Raw genomic sequence first — 16,853 nt, 5'->3', positions numbered from 1 at the left:
TCCGCCGGTCACGCAGCCGGCGCCAGGAGGCCCTTGGCAGCCTTGTGCTGGTCCAAGTCTAAACGCCTAAAAGAACCGTGCGCGAGGAGCAGTTCGGCTCTTCCATTCACATCAGTAGCGAGCCGGATTGCCCGTCGCGCCACCCTCGATCAACCCTGAAGGCTCGCAGCACCCGCTGCGGGCCCGAAGGGGCTGGCTCTTTGACACGAACGGATCACCCCCACACCACTGTCATGGCCGGGCCTGTCCCGGCCATCCCGATCAGTGAGGCTCGGCGTTTCAAGCAATCGGGATCACCGGCACGAGGCCGGTGATGACGTCAAGGGCGTCATCCCGGGGCCGCGTCAGCGGAACCCGGGACCCATATCCACTGACGCAGCCGAACGAGGTACGACGCGGCTCGCTTCTTCCTGAACTCTCCGCTGTTCTGGGTTCCCGCCTGCGCGGGAATGACGGCGTTGCGGTGCCGGTGCCCATCCTGAACCGGATCCCGGATCGGCTCAGCCTGCGCGGAGATGACCGTGGACGGGCTGGACGAATGGCGGTCCGGCCCCTGGAGAGTCTTTCGCGGAGCGCTATGGTTCAAGCACCCTCAAACACGATTCGACCATGCCCCCACGCAGCACATCCTCCGAGACACCTGTCGACCACCTGACGCCCGATGAAGCGCGGATCGAGCATGAGAGACTCGGCGCCGAGATCAAGGAACACGACAGGCGCTATTACGAGGACGATGCGCCGAGTGTCTCGGATGCCGAGTACGACGCCCTGCGCAAGCGCTACGAGGCGCTGGAGGATCAGTTCCCCGAGCTAAAGACGCCCGAGAGCCTGACCCAGAAGGTCGGCTCCAAGGTGTCGGAGAAATTCGGCAAGATCCGGCATCGGGTGCCGATGCTCTCGCTCGCCAACGGCTTCGCCGACGAGGAGGTGGAGGAATTCGTCGAGCGCATCCGCCGCTTCCTGCAATGGAAGGCCGATGCGCCGCTCGCCTTCACGGCGGAGCCGAAGATCGACGGCCTCTCCTTGAGCCTGCGCTACGAGGGCGGCAGGCTCGTATCCGCCGCCACACGCGGCGACGGCGCTGTGGGCGAGGACGTGACCAACAATGCCCGCACGGTCGGCGACATTCCGCACCGGCTCAAAGGCGCGGGCGTTCCCGAGATCTTCGAGGTTCGCGGCGAGGTCTATCTCTCGCACGAGGATTTCGCCGCCATCAACGCGCGCCAGGAGGCCGCCGGAAAGGCGCTCTTCGCCAATCCGCGCAACGCGGCCGCGGGCAGCCTGCGCCAGCTCGATGCGGCGATCACCGCATCGCGCCCCTTGCGCTTTTTCGCCTATGCCTGGGGCGAGGTGAGCGAGATGCCGGCCGATACGCAACACGGCATGATGGAGTGCTTCAGGAACTTCGGTCTCAAGGTCAATCCGCTCACGCGGCGCTGCACGAGCGTCGAGGAGATGCTGGAGCACTACCACGCCATCGAGACCGACCGCGCCAATCTCGGCTACGACATCGACGGCGTCGTCTACAAGGTCGACGACCTGAACCTGCAGCAGCGCCTCGGCTTCGTGTCGCGCTCGCCGCGTTGGGCTCTGGCGCACAAGTTCCCGGCCCAGAAGGCCGTGACGGTGCTGGAAGACATCGAGATCAATGTGGGCCGCACCGGCTCGCTCAATCCCATCGCGCGGCTGAAGCCCGTCACCGTCGGCGGCGTGGTCGTGTCGAACGCGACCCTGCACAACGAGGATTACATCAAGGGCATCGGCGGCAACGGCGAGAAGATCCGAAACGGCGTCGACATCCGCATCGGCGATACGGTCGTCATCAACCGGGCCGGCGACGTGATCCCGAAGGTGCTCGACGTGGTGCTGGAGAAGCGCCCGGCCGACGCGAAGCCGTATGAGTTTCCGACCACATGCCCGGCCTGCGGCAGCCATGCCGTGCGCGAGGTCAATCCGCGCACCGGCAAGGAGGATGCGGTGCGCCGCTGCACCGGCGGCCTCATCTGCCCGGCGCAGGCCCGCGAGCGCCTGAAGCATTTCGTGTCGCGCAACGCCTTCGATATCGAGGGCATGGGCGAGCAGCGCATTGACGAGTTCTATGAGGAGGGACTCGTCCAGCGGCCGCAGGACATCTTCACCCTGCAGGCCCGCAACGCGCGCAGCTTGAAGCGTCTGGAGAACCGGGAGGGATGGGGCGAGACGAGCGCGAAAAATCTCTTCGCCGCCATCGAGGAGCGGCGTTCGATTGCATTGAACCGTTTCATCTTCGCCCTCGGCATCCCGCATATCGGCGAGACGTCGGCGCGGCTGCTGGCGCGCCATTTCGGCACCTTCGAGCATTTGCGCGAGACCGCGAAGGCTGCGGCCGATCCGGCCTCGGACGCCCATGCTGAACTGACCGCCATCGGCGGCATCGGTCCGGTGGTGGCGGAAGCGGTCGTCGAGTTCTTCAAGGAGGGGCACAACGAGGAAATGCTCGATGCGCTCCTCGCCCAGGTCACCGTCGAGCCGATGGAAGCGCCCGCCGCCGCGAACTCGCCCGTCGCGGGCAAGACCGTGGTCTTCACCGGCTCGCTGGAGCAAATGACCCGCGAAGAGGCCAAGGCCATGGCCGAGCGGCTCGGCGCCAAGGTGGCGGGATCGGTGTCGAAGAAGACCGATATCGTGGTGGCCGGTCCCGGAGCGGGCTCGAAGCTCGCCAAGGCGGCCGAACTCGGTCTTCAGGTCATGGACGAGGACGGCTGGTTCGCCTTGGTCGGGCGACGTTGAGACTACTGTCCAAGGAGATTCCCGTCCAAGACTTGGACGCAAGGGTGTGGCATGGTGGCCCCATGACGGTGATCACCCCCGAGGTCTCGCTCGATCCGGAACTGGTCGGAGCGGGCGACGTGACGCATTTCTGGCGAGTGCCGCGCTACCGCGGCCTCGACTGCCTGCGCGCGACCTTCCGGCGTCACGCTTACGCCCGGCACAGCCACGATACCTATGCCATCGCGGCGGTTCTGGCGGGCTGCGAGACTTTCTTTCATCGCGGCGAGCAGCATTATGCGCCGGCGGGCTCCGTCGCCGTCGTCTGCCCGGACGAGATCCATGACGGCGAGCCCTATGGCGGCGGGTTCGAATACCGGACGTTCTATCCTTCGCCTGAGTTGATGCTGGAAATCGCCGAGGACATGGCAGGGCGTCCGCTCTCCCGCCCGCCCTGGTTCCCGCGTTCCGTGATCAACGATCCCGAACTGTTTCAGGCCCAGGTCAGGCTCCATGCCTGCCTGTCCCGGGACGGACGATGGACTTCCGAGATGGAGCAGGATACCCGGCTGATCGATTTCCTGAGCCGGCTGATCGCCCGCTGGGCCGATCTCGATGCCCTGCCGACCCTGCGCTACGGCTCGAAGGGCATCCTGCGGGTGCGGGATTATCTCGACGCCCATATGAGCGAGGAGGCGGACCTTGCCCATCTCGCCACCATGGCGGGGCTCTCCCGCAGCCATTTCATCCGCGCCTTCGCCAAGGAAACGGGACTGACGCCCCATGCCTATCTGCTCGACCGGCGCTTCCGCGCGGCCACGAAGCTGCTGAGCCAGGGGCAGGCCCCGGGCGACGTGGCGGCGGCCTGCGGGTTCTTCGACCAGAGCCATCTCAACCGCGTCTTCAAGGCCCGCATGGGCGTGACGCCGGGGGCTTATCGGGCAGCCTGAGACAGCACTTTCATCCAAGACGGCTTCGGACCGAACGCCCATAAGGTGCGCGGAAGCGAGCATGCCATGGATCAATCGAACCCCTTCACCATCAACTATCGCCGCGAAATCCGGGCGGGCCTGCGCGACATCGCGCCCATCGTGGTGGCAGCCATCCCCATCAGCCTGCTCTTCGGGGCAGTCGCCGCCGCCAAGGGGCTGTCGCCGCTGGAGGTCACGGTCATGTCGGCCCTGGTGTTCGCCGGCGGGGCGCAGTTTGCCGCCATCGAGACCTGGATCCATCCCGCTCCGATCCTGACGCTGGCCTTCGCGACGCTGCTGATCAATGCACGCCATGTGCTGATGGGAGCATCCCTGTCGCCGAAGGTCCACATGTCGCGGATCCAGAAGTTCCTGTCCTTTTTCTTCCTGACCGATGAGGCCTGGGCCCTGTCCGAGCGGCGGGCCCTGGACCGGCCGGTGACGGGCGCCTATTGGGCCGCCATGGGGATCGTCCTGTGGGCGAACTGGACAATCTTTTCGAGTGTCGGAGCGGTCCTCGGCTCGTTCCTCGGCGACCCGGCGCGCATCGGTGCCGACTTCGCCTTCACGGCCTTGTTCATCGGCCTCGTAGCAGGCTTCGGGCGCAGCCGGGTGACCCTGGTCACGGTTGCCGTCAGCGCCGCCGTGGCGGCCCTTGTCCATCACTTCATCGGCGCGCCCTGGCATGTGGCCTCGGGCGCCCTGGCGGGCATCGCCGCCGCCTATCTGGCGGCTCCCGGGGAGGCGCGCTGATGAATCTGGATGCGACGACCCTGCTTGCCATCCTGGCCATGGCGGTCGTGACCTATGTCACCCGCATCGCGGGCCTGTTCGTGGCCGACCGCCTCGTGCTCACGGGCCGCGCCAAGGCCGCCTTCGACGCCATTCCGCCGGCAGTGCTGGTTGCCGTCATCGCGCCGACGGCGCTCACCACGGGCTGGGCGGAAGCGCTCGCGGCCGCCATCACGGCAGTGGCGGCCTTCAGGCTGCCGCTGCTCGGGACGGTCGCGGTCGGCGTGGTATCGGTCGTGGTGCTGCGGAGCGTGTTTTAGCCGATTGCCTGCGTGGCGTTCTCCAGCCACGTCCGCGTCTCGGCGTCGAGCTTCGGGCCGATCTTTTCACGCACCTCGGCGTGATAGGCGTTGAGCCATGCGATCTCGTCGGCCGTCATGATCGCGGGTTCGACGAGGCGCAGGTCGATAGGCGTGAAGGTCAGCGTCTCGAAGCCCAGCATCTCGCGGTCGCCGCCGGTGATCTTGCGCGGCTCCACGAGGATCAGGTTCTCGATGCGGATGCCGTAATCGCCCGGCTTGTAGAAGCCCGGCTCGTTGGACAGCATCATGCCCGCTTCCAGAGGCGTATGCCCGGTCTTGGCGATGCGCTGCGGGCCTTCATGCACCGAGAGATAGCTGCCGATGCCATGGCCCGTGCCGTGATCGAAATCGAGGCCGGCATCCCACAGGGGCTTGCGCGCGAAGGCATCGATCTGCGCGCCCGTCGTGCCTTTCGGGAACACGGCCTGCGCGATGGCGATATGGCCCTTGAGGACGCGGGTGAAGCGGTCCTTCATCTCGGCCGTCGGCTCGCCCACGATGATGGTGCGGGTGATATCGGTCGTGCCGTCCTCGTACTGCGCACCGGAATCGATCAGGAAGATCCGGTTGGGCTCAAGGGTGCGATTGTTCGAGGTCGTGACGCGGTAATGGGGCAGGGCGGCATTGGGGCCGGCCCCGGAGATGCTCGGGAAGGAGATGTTCTGCAAGGCGCCCGTCTCGACCCGGAAGGCCTCCAGAGCCTCGACCACATCGATCTCCGTCAGCTTGCCCGACGGGGCCTCGCGGTCGAGCCAGGCGAGGAAGCGGGCGACGGCGACGCCGTCGCGCAGATGCGCCGCGTGGGAGCCTGCGATCTCGGCCTCGTTCTTGACGGCCTTCATCAGGGCGATCGGATCGGATCCGACATCCACCGTGCCACCCGCCGCCTCGATCCGCCGGATCAGGGCGACCGCGCCGGTCGCGGCATCGATGCGGATCTTGCCACCGGTCTGGCCCAGGGTGTCGAGGGCTCCCTGGAAGGTTGCTATGGGAGCGAAGTCGGCGAGGTCGCCCACCGCCGCACCGGCCTCGTTCGTCACCTTCGCCGGATCGAAGAACAGACTGGCGCGGCCTTCCTTCGGAAGGATGGCATAGCCGAGGGGCAGGGGCGTGTGTCCCACGTCGCCGCCGCGCAGGTTGAAGGCCCAGGCGAGATTGTGCGGATCGGAGATGACCAGAGCGTCGAGCTTCGCCTCCACCATCTTCTTCCGGATGCGCTCCAGCTTGGTGGTCGCAGCCTCGCCGGCATATTCGAGCGGATGCGGCTTGACGGGAGCCTGCGGCGGCGCCGGCCGGTCGATCCAGATCACGTCGACCAGATTGATGTCGACGGGGCAGAGCCTTCCGCCGGCACGGCCCACGGCCTGCTCGAGCTTCTTCAGGCCGTCGCTCGTATGGAGCCATGGGTCATAGGCCATGATGCCGCCCGGCGGCAGGTGATCGGCAATCCAATCCTCGGGAGTGGAATTAGCCAGTTGGACCGGAGTGATGACTGAAGTGTCCACCTGCTCGGCGGCTTGGACCGTATAGCGCCCGTCGACCACCAGAGCCGCCTCGGACTGGAGGATCACGGCTGTGCCGGCCGAGCCGGTGAAGCCGGTGAGCCATGACAGACGCTCCGCGCTCTTCGGCACGTACTCGCCCTGATGCTCGTCGGCGCGAGGAACGATGAAGCCGTCGAAGCCGCGTCGGGCCATCTCGGTTCGCAGCTTGGCGATGTGCTTCGGTCCTTGAGCAGGGGAGGTCGTATCGTCGAAGAACTGGAACTGAGCCATGGGAAACGGTCACCGAAAATCGAGCATGAAAACGGCGCCACGCTAGAGCATCGGACTAGATGGGGAAACCACTTTTCGGCACGAAAAGTCTCGAATGGCAGCTGCCGATATATCGGGCGAATGCTGCTGCACGCCGCAGCAACTTGCAAAAGCAATATGCGCCAGGCGCCTGGAAATTAACGGTTTGTGACAACGACCTGCAATGAGTGCATGACGTGCATGTGATTCTGTGACTTCAACTAAAGTCGGATCGAGCATATCTTCCTGTCAACGATAACGGAGGAACGCTGAAGGGTCTCAGCACCAATCTGTTGGAGATGAGCCCATGATCACAGCCGTTTTATCTTCCGCCCTCATTGGCCGCGAAAAAACTTCATCCAGGCTCTCGCAGCTGGCAACCCGTTTCACGAGCGCGCTCGTCGAGAGCCGCGCCAGAAACGCCGCTCGGGAACTGCGCCGCCACGAGGCTTTCGTCATCGACCTGAGCCGCAGGCAGGACCATTCGGCAGAGTTCCTCGATCAAGCCGACCTGCTGCCCGCCAGGATCTGACCAACACCTTTTCAAAGCGAGACGATACCATGAGCATCATCACTGCCATGAAAACAATCCGGGACATCTGGGCCGAAAGCATCGAGCTGCGTCGCGAACTCGCCAAGCGCTATCCGGGCCTTCTGGCCGAGTAAGATCGACTACCGGCGGGGCTGCGGACGTGCGCTGCCCCGTTTTAGGACCAGCGCGGCCCATCCATCGAGATCGTAGCGGCGCTGCAGGTACCAGCCCTGATGGGCATAAGTCGACAATACGCCAGGGACGTCCCGGGCCAGCAGCCCTGACAGGATGATCGTTCCGTCAAGGCTTGCGACGCGCGCCAGCGAAGGCGCCAGCATCCGGAGAGGCTTCGCCAGAATGTTGGCGAACACCAGGTCGAAATGACCTGTACGGTCCGCTTCCGCATGGCGGATACCGGGCCCAACATAGAGCTTCATGAAGGCCCCGATCCCGTTCAGCCGCGCATTCTCACGCGCCACACGCACGGCTTCAGGGTCGATATCGCCCGCCACAATGGGACGTTTCAGGATCTTTGCGGCCGCGAAGGCCAGAATGCCCGTGCCGGTGCCGACATCGAGCACATGGCGAGGGGTGCGCGTCTTCAATTCATCCACGAATGCGAGCAGGCAGCCCTTCGTCGTGCCGTGATGGCCCGTGCCGAAGGCCAAGCCCGCCTCAATCTCGATGGCGACGTCGCTCGGGCGGCGCTCGTGACGATCGTGCGAGCCATGGACGAAGATCCGGCCTGCGCGAACGGGCTTGAGACCTTCCAGCGAAGCTTTCACCCAATCCTTCTGCTCGAGCGGCAGGAAGACTCCCTTGTCCGCTTCCGCGCCGACGATGGGGCGCAGCAGGTTGCGGATCGCAGCCTCGTCGGGCTGGTGCGCGAAATACGCCTCCAGCATCCAGGGCCCGCCATCCTCCGTCTCGAAGGAGGCGACCGCCGTCTCGGCCGGATCGAAGATCTCGCCGATCATGTCGGTCATGGCGCGCGCGGAGCGCTCGTCCGTGGTGATGCGGAACACGTGAGTGGGACGGTTGGGGTGCAGACCTTCAAGCATGCCGTCGCCTTAGCACCCCTTGTGCCGCAGGTCACCTGTCCGTGAGATCGAGCTTCGCCCGGAACCGTCAGGGATGCGTCCCGTTGTGCCCTCACCTGATGTCGGCCGCGGTCCTGACCGGCGGCTGCGATTGCTCTTCCAGGAGATTCCCATGTCCGGACGTCTTTTCGACAAGGTTGCCATCGTGACGGGTGCCGGCACCGGTATCGGCGAAGCCATTGCGCTCAAGTTTGCCCAGGAGGGCGCGCGCCTTCTCCTCGTCGGCCTGCCGGATGATCCCGTTGAGGACGTGGCCCGCACGATCAACGGGGCCGGCGGTTTCGCGGAATTCTATCTCGGGGATATCGCCGAGGAGCGCCATGCCCAGGCGGCCATCGAGGCCTGCGTGAGCGCCTATGGGCGCATCGACGTCCTCGTCAACAACGCGGGCGTCTTTCTCGCCGTCGCGGAGACGCAGGATTATCCCATCGACAAGTTCGACGAGACATTCCGCTCGAACGTGCGCTCGGTCTTCCTGATGACGAAATTCGCCTTGCCACACCTCCAGGAGACGCACGGCAACATCATCGCGACGGGGTCCGAGGCCGGCGCGCTTGGGCATCCGAAGAATACGCCCTATGGCGGCACGAAGGCCTTCATTCATTCCTTCATCCGCGGCGTCGCGGCCGAGCAGGTGCCTTACGGCGTGCGGGCCAATTGCGTGTGCCCGGGGCCCATCGACACCGCCTGGACGCATAAATCCATGGGGCCGATGGATGCGGAGCTCGCCACGATGATCACGCAGGCCACGCCCATGGGCCGGCGCGGCACGCCCGAGGAGGTCGCAAACGTATTCTGCTTCCTGGCCTCGGACGAGGCAAGCTTCGTCACGGGTGCGCTTTACATGGTCGATGGCGGCATCACGATCTCGAAGGGGCCGGTAGGCACGAAAGCCGCATCGAATTTCAGGAAGCAGCCGCAGGGCAAGCTGCCGACGCGCCATTCCCATGACGGCCTGAAGAACAAGGACTACGAGACCCTGACCTGATCGCCCGCTCCGGGAAGCGATGATGACGATGCATGTCGAGGAGGACCTGCGCGACACCCGCATCATGCAGGTCGTCCAGAAGGGAAAACCCGTTTCACTGGATACGACAGGCTCTCCGGCTTGGTGACAACGTCAGCGGGATATCATTGTCAGCCGTCCTGCAGAACCTTCCCCGTGGGAGCGAGTACGTGCAGTTTCTCGGTTTCCTTGGCCTTGTAAGCGCGTTGGGTATCCGTGATGTAATCGCGCACGATGGGCGCGGCGTCGCGCTTGCGGGCCAGCTGCATATGGAAGACCAACTGGCTTCCGGTGGTGAACATGGTCTCGGCACTAACGAGGTAGAACTCGAACATCCGGCAGAAGCGTTCATCGTACATCGCGGCGATCTTCTCCCGGTTGGCCTCGAACCGTCGATGCCAATGATTGAGCGTTTTGGCGTAGTGCAGACGCAGGAACTCCAGATCCGTCACCCACAACTGGTTCTGTTCAACCACGGGGAACACCTCCGACAGGGCAGGGGAATAGGCGCCAGGGAAGATGTACTTGCGCAGCCATGGGCTTGCGGTGCCGGGCGGGCTCATCTTGCCGATGGAGTGCAGCACCATCAACCCGTCATCGTCGAGAAGCGCGTTGATCTTCTTGAAGAACTCGGCGTAATGATGCACGCCCACATGTTCGAACATACCGACTGAAACGATGCGATCGAATTTCTTCTCCACCTTGCGGTAATCGAGCAGCTCGAAGCGGACTCGGTGCGACAGGCCGGCGCGCCGTGCCTTCTCGTTGGAGAGTTCGTACTGCTCCTTCGACAGCGTGACGCCGGTCACGTCCACGTCCTCCATCGCGGCGAGATAGAGGGCGAGATCGCCCCAGCCGCTGCCGATGTCGAGAATCTTCAAGCCCGGCTTGAGCTGCAGCTTCGATGCGATGAGACGAAGCTTGTTCTGCTGCGCCTCCTCCAGCGTATCGTCGTCATTAATGAAGTAGGCGCAGGAATACTGCATGCCCTTGTCGAGAAAGAGTCTGTAGAAATCGTTCCCGAGATCGTAATGATGCGCCACGTTCTGCTGGGCCTTGCCGACCGGGTTCGCCTGCTGGAACCGCTTCACGGTCCGCGAGACGCGCTTCAGCACGTTCTGGAGCGGGTAGTTCGCCAGGGTCGAACGGTTCATCGAAAAGAGATTGAGGAAGTCCCGCAAGGTCGAGCCGTCCTCGAAGCTCATGCGCCCGTCCATATAGGCTTCGCCCGCATGCAGTTCCGGGTTGAGGAACAGCTTGTGATAAAGCGAGCGGTCCGTCAGACGCATGGTGACGCTCGGCCCCGGCTTCACGCCGCCGAAGACATGCACGCCGCCCTCCGCATCGACCACCTTCAGGGTGCCGGTGCGAATGAAGGATTTCAGCATATGGGACAACGGAAACATCGGCACCTCTGGTGATCGTTCATCGGAGCGGATGGTTCCACAGTTGCGCCCGGGTGGCTAGAGGCCAAAAGGCCAAATCAGAATGAGTCCAAAGTGCAGGAATGACGGCCAAATTCGGGAACAACCGGGAATCGCTCTTGTTGGAAGCCTGACGCCCGCGGGGTGGAGCGTCGCCACTCGATCCATCGAACAGGAGCAGCCGATGTTCTTCCGTCAGAAGCAGATGGCTTATCATGCCAAGCCTGACAGACCAGACCCGCTTTTTGCCAAGATGCTTCAGGAGCCCCTCGGCGGCCAATGGGGCGAGATGAGCGTGATGATGACCTACCTGTTTCAGGGTTGGAACTGCCGCGGTCCCCAGAAGTACAAAGACATGATCATGGATATCGGCACGGAGGAAATCGGCCATGTCGAAATGCTCGCCACCATGATCGCACGCCTGCTCGAAACCTCGCCGATCGAGCAGCAGGAGGAGATGGCCAAGAACTCCGTGGTCGGCGCCGTCATGGGCGGAGCCCGCGTCGAGGATGCCATCGTGGCTGGCATGAACCCTCAGCAGTACATTGTTGCCGGCCTCGGCTCCCGCCCGTCGGACAGCGTCGGCAATCCCTGGAACGCGGCTTATACGATTGCAAGCGGCAACCTGCTCGCCGATTTCCGCTTCAACGTTACGGCCGAAAGCCAGGGTCGTCTGCAGGTCGCCCGTCTCTACAACATGACCAACGACACGGGCGTGCGCGACATGCTCTCGTTCATGCTCGCCCGTGACACCATGCACCAGAACCAGTGGCTCGCGGCGATCAAGGAACTGGAAGAGGACGGCCTTGAAACGACTCCCGTACCGTCGAACTTTCCGCAGGATCTGGAGAAGACCGAGGTCGCCTATCAGTTCCTCAATCACTCCGAGGGTGTCGAGAGCCAGCAGGGCCGTTGGGCGCAGGGTCCCGCACCTGACGGGAAGAGCACCTTCACCTATGTCGACCGCCCGCCGGCCTACACGGAAGACGAAGGGCAGCTCAACCCGATCGATCCACGCGCCTACGGCACGCCGCCCGCACCGGTGCCGCCGGCTGCTGCAGAGTAATCGTTGAAAGCACCAACGCGCTCTCACGTCATGGCCGGGCTCGTCCCGGCCATCTCGATACGGTGAAGCGCTGTGCTCTTCGGATCGAGATCACCGGCACAAGGCCGGTGATGACGGAAGCGGAAGTGTCTTACCCCAAGGCCTCGACAAAACTGTCCAGCACCATTTTCCGCCCGGCCTTGTCGAACTCGACCGTGAGCTTGTTGCCGTCGACGGCTTCGATAGTGCCCGGCCCGAATTTGGTGTGCAGGACCCGTCCGCCCACGGCAAAGCCCGAGCCCCCGGTGGATTTGGCCACCAGTTCGCCCTCGATCAGCATCGGCCCACGTCTGTCGCCCGAGCGGCGGGCGGAATAGCCGCCATCGTCGGTCGAGGCGCGGTGCGCCTGCGCGCGCTGCCAGCCGGGCGTCTGATAGGAGGAGCCGCTGAAGGGCTGCATGCGGTCGAAGCGGGAGCCGCCACCGTAGCCGCCATAGGAGAAGTTCGCGGGAGCTTCGACGATCTCCACGTTTGTCTCCGGCAAGTCGTCGACGAAGCGGCTCGGAACGGTCGAGTTCCACAGGCCGTGGATGCGACGGTTGGAGGCGAAGTAGATCTTGGCCCGGCGCCGCGCACGGGTGAGGCCCACATGGGCGAGGCGACGCTCTTCCTCGAGGCCGGCGCGGCCGCTCTCATCGAGCGCACGCTGGTTCGGGAACAGTCCTTCCTCCCAGCCGGGCAGGAAGACCGTGTCGAACTCCAATCCTTTCGCCGCGTGAAGCGTCATGAGGCTCACGCGCTCGGCCGTGTCACTCTCGTTGGCCTCCATGACCAGGGATACGTGCTCAAGGAAGCTTTGCAGGTCGGGGAACTCCTCCATGGAGCGCACAAGCTCCTTGAGGTTCTCCAGGCGTCCCGCGGCATCGGCCGATTTGTCCTTCTGCCACATGTCGGTGTAGCCGGATTCCTCCAGCACGGTTTGCGCCACCTCCGACTGCGTCATGGTCTCGGAGAGCTTCGACCAGCGGCCGAAGGAGATCAGGAGATCGCGCAGCGTCGCGCGCGGTTTCGGCTTTAGCTCATCGGTCTCGACGATGAAACGCGCGGCCTCCATGAGCGGTACGCGGGCCGCGCGGGCATGGTTGTGCAGCACCTGGATGGTGGCATCGCCCAGGCCACGCTTGGGCGTGTTCACGATGCGCTCGAAGGCGAGGTCGTCCGCCGGCTGGTTGACGACGCGAAGATAAGCGAGCGCGTCGCGGATTTCCGCGCGCTCGTAGAAGCGCGGACCGCCGATGACGCGATAGGGGACGCCAAGCGTCACCAACCGGTCTTCGATTTCGCGCATCTGGGCGGAGATGCGCACCAGGATCGCGATCTCGGAGAGCGGGTGTTTCTTGGCGTGGAAGGCCTCGATCTCCTCGCCGATCAGGCGGGCTTCGTCTTCGGAATCCCACGCGCCGGTGATCGTCACCTTCTCGCCCGGCTCGTCCTCCGTGCGCAGGGTCTTGCCGAGACGGCCCTGGTTCTTGGCGATAAGGCCGGAGGCTGCGGAGAGAATGTGGCCGGTGGAGCGATAATTGCGCTCCAGGCGGATCACGGTCGCACCGGGGAAGTCGTGCTCGAAGCGCAGGATGTTGTCGACCTCGGCGCCGCGCCAGCCATAGATCGACTGATCGTCGTCGCCGACGCAGCACAGGTTCTTGCGCGCCTGGGCGAGCAGCCTCAGCCAGAGATACTGGGCGACGTTGGTGTCCTGGTACTCGTCCACCAGCATGTAGCGGAAGCGGTTCTGGTACTGCTCCAGAATGTCAGGGTGCTCGCGCCACAGGCGCAGGCATTCGAGCAGGAGGTCGCCGAAATCGACGGCGTTGAGGACCTTCAGACGCTCCTGATAGGCGCGGTAGAGCCGTCCGCCCTTGCCGTTGGCGAAGGCGCCGGCTTCACCGGCAGGAACCTGATCGGGCCCGAGGCCTCGGTTCTTCCAGCCGTCGATATGGGCGGCGAGCTGGCGTGCGGGCCAGCGCTTCTCGTCGATCCCCTCGGCTTCGATCACCTGCTTCATCAGGCGCAGCTGATCGTCCGTGCCGAGGATGGTGAAATCGGAACGCAGGCCGACGAGCTCCGCATGGCGGCGCAGGATCTTGGTGCCGATGGAGTGGAAGGTACCGAGCCATTGCATGCCCTCGGCCACCGGACCGATCACGGCGGTGATGCGCTCGCGCATCTCCCGCGCCGCCTTGTTGGTGAAGGTCACGGCGAGAATCTGGGACGGATAGGCTTTGCCGGTGGCGATGAGATGCGCGATCCGGGTGGTCAGCACACGCGTCTTGCCGGTGCCGGCGCCTGCGAGAACCAGAACCGGCCCTTCCGTAGCCTCGACGGCGGCCCGCTGCTCCGGGTTCAGGCCGTTCAGGTAGGGCGATTGCGGCGCGACCGCTGCACGGGCGCGGGCGCTCAAGGAGCCGGACGCCGGCTCATGGGCGAGGCTGTCCTGCGGGTCGGGGCGGTTATCGGAGTGATTCATCGACGGGACCATGGATCAAAAGGCGAACGGCGTCGAGCCTGAAGTCCTGTCGATCCTGCCGCAGGGGCGAACTTCCGGACCTCGACCTCATTGTCGAAAAGGGCGCTCATCGCCATATGGGGGTCATAGGCCTGAAGAGGAATGTTCCATGCGTTTCATGGTGGCCCTTGCCGTCGTCTCGAGCCTTTCTCTGCCTTTGGCCATCCCGGCCGGCGCGCAGACGCGGTTGCCGCGCACGAGCCCTGCGGAGCAGAGTACGGACCAGATCAACCGGCGGCTTCAGCAAGATCAGCGGATCCTGGGTGTCGAGCAGGACGTTCAGAGCAAAAGCAACCAGATAAGACAGAATGTGGACCGGGATCGTCTTTTCGCTCCCCGGTATGTCCCTCCGATGCCGCGCTCCGGCTGCGGGCCCGGCAGAGTTTGCTAATGACGTGTGCCAGAAGCCGATAGGGCGTCTTGAAACTCGGGCTTGTGCGGGATGCCGATGATGCGGCCCAGGGATTGAGGCCGCGATAGCCGGGCGTGCGTGGTCTTCATGACGGCGAGATTGGCCGTGATATCGTCCGGGAAGGGACAAACTTTCCGTGTTGCCATGTCCACATGGAGCGAAAGGCCTTCCATCGAAGCGGCAACCCAGCCCTCGTTGGCGTGACGGATTTCCAGATAGTAGTGGATCCGCTTCTCGTCGAAATCGACAAGCTGGAGTGTGACGCGCACCCGGTCGTGCAGCTTCAATTCACGCTTGTAGACGGTGTGAACCTCGGCCGCGAAGAAGGATGCCTTGTACTTCTCCAGATAATCGTGGCCCAGGCCGACAAGGCTGAAGCCTTCCTCCACGGCGCGGTCAAAGAGCACATGGTAATAGGCCATGTTCATGTGGCCGTTGTAGTCGATCCAAGCGGGCTCGACCCGCATCGTGGAGGACACGAAGGGTGCGAAGAAAAAGACGGGCGTCCGCTTCTCCATGGTCAGGCTTGTCCCTCGATGTCGCTCAGATGACTGTCCCTTCCTCGGAAAGGAATGAATGTTAGCACGTTCGCGTGACTTGTGCAGCAGGGATGCGGCATCTTTCTCATCCGGAGTGTTGCCTTTGCAACGGTTCTGATAGCTATGGGTGGAACGAGCATCACAACCGGATCTGAAGCCTCCATGAATGCCCCCCAAGCGAATGCCCGCCTGAAAACGACGGATGCCTCCATTGCCGCCCTGACGAGCGAACTCTCGCAGCGGTTCGGCGACCGGGTCGCGACCTCGGCTGCCGTGCGTGAGCAGCATGGGCATACCCTGACCTGGGTGAAGAACCAGCCGCCGGATATCGTGGTCTATCCGCGCACGACGGAAGAGGTGTCGGAGATCGTCAAACTCTGCGCCGCGCATGGGGTTCCGGTCATTCCCTACGGCACCGGCACATCGCTGGAAGGGCATATCAATGCACCCTATGGCGGAGTTTCCATCGACCTCAGCCTGATGAAGCGCATCATCGCCGTCCATGACGAGGATCTGGACTGCGTGGTCGAGGCGGGCGTGACCCGCAAGGAGCTGAACGAGTATCTGCGCGACAAGGGCCTGTTCTTTCCCATTGATCCGGGAGCGGACGCCTCCATCGGCGGCATGGTCGCCACGCGGGCGTCCGGCACCAATGCGGTTCGCTACGGCACCATGAAGGACGTGGTGCTGGCGCTCACCGTCGTGTTGCCGAACGGCGAGATCGTGAAGACGGCGAGTCGGGCCAAGAAGAGCTCGGCCGGCTATGACCTGACCCGCCTCATCATCGGCTCGGAGGGAACGCTCGGCATTGTCACCGAGATCACCCTGAAGCTTCACGGGATCCCGGAGGCGATTTCGGCCGGCATCTGCCCGTTCCCCTCCGTGAAGGCCGCCTGCGACGCGGTGATCATGACGATCCAGACCGGCATTCCGGTGGCGCGCATCGAGCTGCTCGACGAGGTTCAGGTGAGGGCGGTCAACCTTCACTCCAAGTTGACCCTGCCGGAGAGCCCGCTGTTGCTGCTGGAATTCCATGGTTCCGCCGCCGGCGTGCAGGAGCAGGCGGAGCGCTTCGGCGAGATCGCGACCGAGTTCAGCGGCGGGCCGTTCGAGTGGGCCACGAAGCCCGAGGAACGCTCGCGCCTCTGGCAGGCCCGGCACGATGCCTATTGGGCGGCCAAGGGTCTGCGGCCCGGCGCCCAGTCGGTGGCGACCGACGTCTGCGTGCCGATCTCCCGCTTGGCCGAATGCGTCGACGCCACCAAGCAGGACATCTTGGAGAGCGGTCTCGTGGCGCCCATCGTCGGCCATGTGGGCGACGGCAATTTCCATGTGCAGCCTCTGGTGAACGCGGACGATCCAGCGGAGATCGAGGCCTGCGAGGCCTTCGTCGACCGGCTGGTGCGCCGGGCAGTCGCCATGGAGGGGACCTGCACGGGCGAGCACGGTGTGGGCCAGAAGAAGATGAAGTACCTGGAAGTCGAGCATGGGCCGGCCGCGCTCGACCTCATGCGCGTCTTGAAACAGGCCATCGACCCCCTCAACATCATGAATCCGGGCAAGATCGTTGCGCTTTGACAGTGGAACACATGGAACAGCGCTCCCGGTTCCTGGCGTCATGAG

The 16,853-nt window shown here is 64.1% G+C and carries 13 protein-coding genes; 8 read left to right on the top strand and 5 right to left on the bottom strand.

From position 1 onward, the window contains the following. The first annotated feature begins 609 nt into the window (after nucleotides 1-609). The 4 genes from ligA (at nucleotide 610) to AB4097_RS05965 (ending at nucleotide 4,771) form a co-directional block, all read left to right on the top strand. Nucleotides 610-2,769, top strand: a complete 2,160-nt coding sequence (gene ligA / locus AB4097_RS05980; protein ID WP_442037694.1) for an NAD-dependent DNA ligase LigA — start codon at nucleotides 610-612, stop codon at nucleotides 2,767-2,769. A gap of 62 nt (nucleotides 2,770-2,831) precedes the next feature. Beyond that, nucleotides 2,832-3,698, top strand: a complete 867-nt coding sequence (locus AB4097_RS05975; protein WP_442037693.1) for an AraC family ligand binding domain-containing protein — start codon at nucleotides 2,832-2,834, stop codon at nucleotides 3,696-3,698. Nucleotides 3,699-3,764: 66 nt separating this feature from the next. After that, nucleotides 3,765-4,472, top strand: coding sequence for an AzlC family ABC transporter permease (locus AB4097_RS05970; protein WP_442037692.1), 708 nt, complete (start codon nucleotides 3,765-3,767; stop codon nucleotides 4,470-4,472). Further along, complete coding sequence (locus tag AB4097_RS05965) at nucleotides 4,472-4,771, top strand: AzlD family protein (protein ID WP_442037691.1); 300 nt, start codon at nucleotides 4,472-4,474, stop codon at nucleotides 4,769-4,771. The genes AB4097_RS05970 and AB4097_RS05965 overlap by 1 nt, the downstream gene beginning before the upstream one ends. Here the strand turns inward: AB4097_RS05965 and AB4097_RS05960 are convergent. Beyond that, nucleotides 4,768-6,588, bottom strand: coding sequence for an aminopeptidase P family protein (locus AB4097_RS05960; RefSeq protein ID WP_442037690.1), 1,821 nt, complete (start codon nucleotides 6,586-6,588; stop codon nucleotides 4,768-4,770). The genes AB4097_RS05965 and AB4097_RS05960 overlap by 4 nt on opposite strands. 325 nt (nucleotides 6,589-6,913) lie before the next feature. Between AB4097_RS05960 and AB4097_RS05955 the strand changes: the two genes are divergently transcribed. Next, nucleotides 6,914-7,138, top strand: a complete 225-nt coding sequence (locus tag AB4097_RS05955; protein ID WP_442037689.1) for a hypothetical protein — start codon at nucleotides 6,914-6,916, stop codon at nucleotides 7,136-7,138. A 140-nt stretch (nucleotides 7,139-7,278) separates the two neighbouring features. On the opposite strand, the gene AB4097_RS05950 is transcribed toward AB4097_RS05955, so the two are convergent. Then, a complete protein-coding gene (locus AB4097_RS05950; protein WP_442037688.1) occupies nucleotides 7,279-8,199 on the bottom strand; it encodes a 50S ribosomal protein L11 methyltransferase in 921 nt (306 codons plus the stop codon). A 151-nt stretch (nucleotides 8,200-8,350) separates the two neighbouring features. Here AB4097_RS05950 and AB4097_RS05945 point away from each other — a divergent pair, with 151 nt between their 5' ends. Then, the gene (locus tag AB4097_RS05945; protein ID WP_442037687.1) at nucleotides 8,351-9,226 is read left to right on the top strand and encodes an SDR family NAD(P)-dependent oxidoreductase; all 876 of its coding nucleotides are present in this window, start codon (nucleotides 8,351-8,353) and stop codon (nucleotides 9,224-9,226) included. 149 nt (nucleotides 9,227-9,375) lie between these two features. Here the strand turns inward: AB4097_RS05945 and AB4097_RS05940 are convergent, their stop codons facing one another. After that, entirely contained in the window at nucleotides 9,376-10,650 is a 1,275-nt protein-coding gene (locus AB4097_RS05940; protein ID WP_442037686.1) for a class I SAM-dependent methyltransferase, read from the bottom strand. Between the two features lie 202 nt (nucleotides 10,651-10,852). Between AB4097_RS05940 and AB4097_RS05935 the strand changes: the two genes are divergently transcribed. Then, entirely contained in the window at nucleotides 10,853-11,734 is an 882-nt protein-coding gene (locus AB4097_RS05935; protein ID WP_442037685.1) for a manganese catalase family protein, read from the top strand. Nucleotides 11,735-11,864: 130 nt separating this feature from the next. Here the strand turns inward: AB4097_RS05935 and AB4097_RS05930 are convergent, their stop codons facing one another. Beyond that, entirely contained in the window at nucleotides 11,865-14,240 is a 2,376-nt protein-coding gene (locus AB4097_RS05930; protein WP_442037684.1) for an ATP-dependent helicase, read from the bottom strand. 426 nt (nucleotides 14,241-14,666) lie between these two features. Further along, nucleotides 14,667-15,209 (bottom strand): thioesterase family protein, encoded by a 543-nt coding sequence (locus AB4097_RS05925; RefSeq protein WP_442037683.1) that lies wholly within the window; start codon nucleotides 15,207-15,209, stop codon nucleotides 14,667-14,669. Between the two features lie 183 nt (nucleotides 15,210-15,392). Between AB4097_RS05925 and AB4097_RS05920 the strand changes: the two genes are divergently transcribed. After that, nucleotides 15,393-16,808 (top strand): FAD-binding oxidoreductase, encoded by a 1,416-nt coding sequence (locus tag AB4097_RS05920; RefSeq protein WP_442037682.1) that lies wholly within the window; start codon nucleotides 15,393-15,395, stop codon nucleotides 16,806-16,808. The last annotated feature ends 45 nt before the right edge of the window (nucleotides 16,809-16,853 follow it).

The organism is Microvirga sp. 2MCAF35, from assembly GCF_052115545.1.
Classification (GTDB): domain Bacteria; phylum Pseudomonadota; class Alphaproteobacteria; order Rhizobiales; family Beijerinckiaceae; genus Microvirga.
The sequence above is the reverse complement of the archived record's forward strand: the minus strand, read 5'-3'. Positions and strand labels throughout refer to the sequence as shown.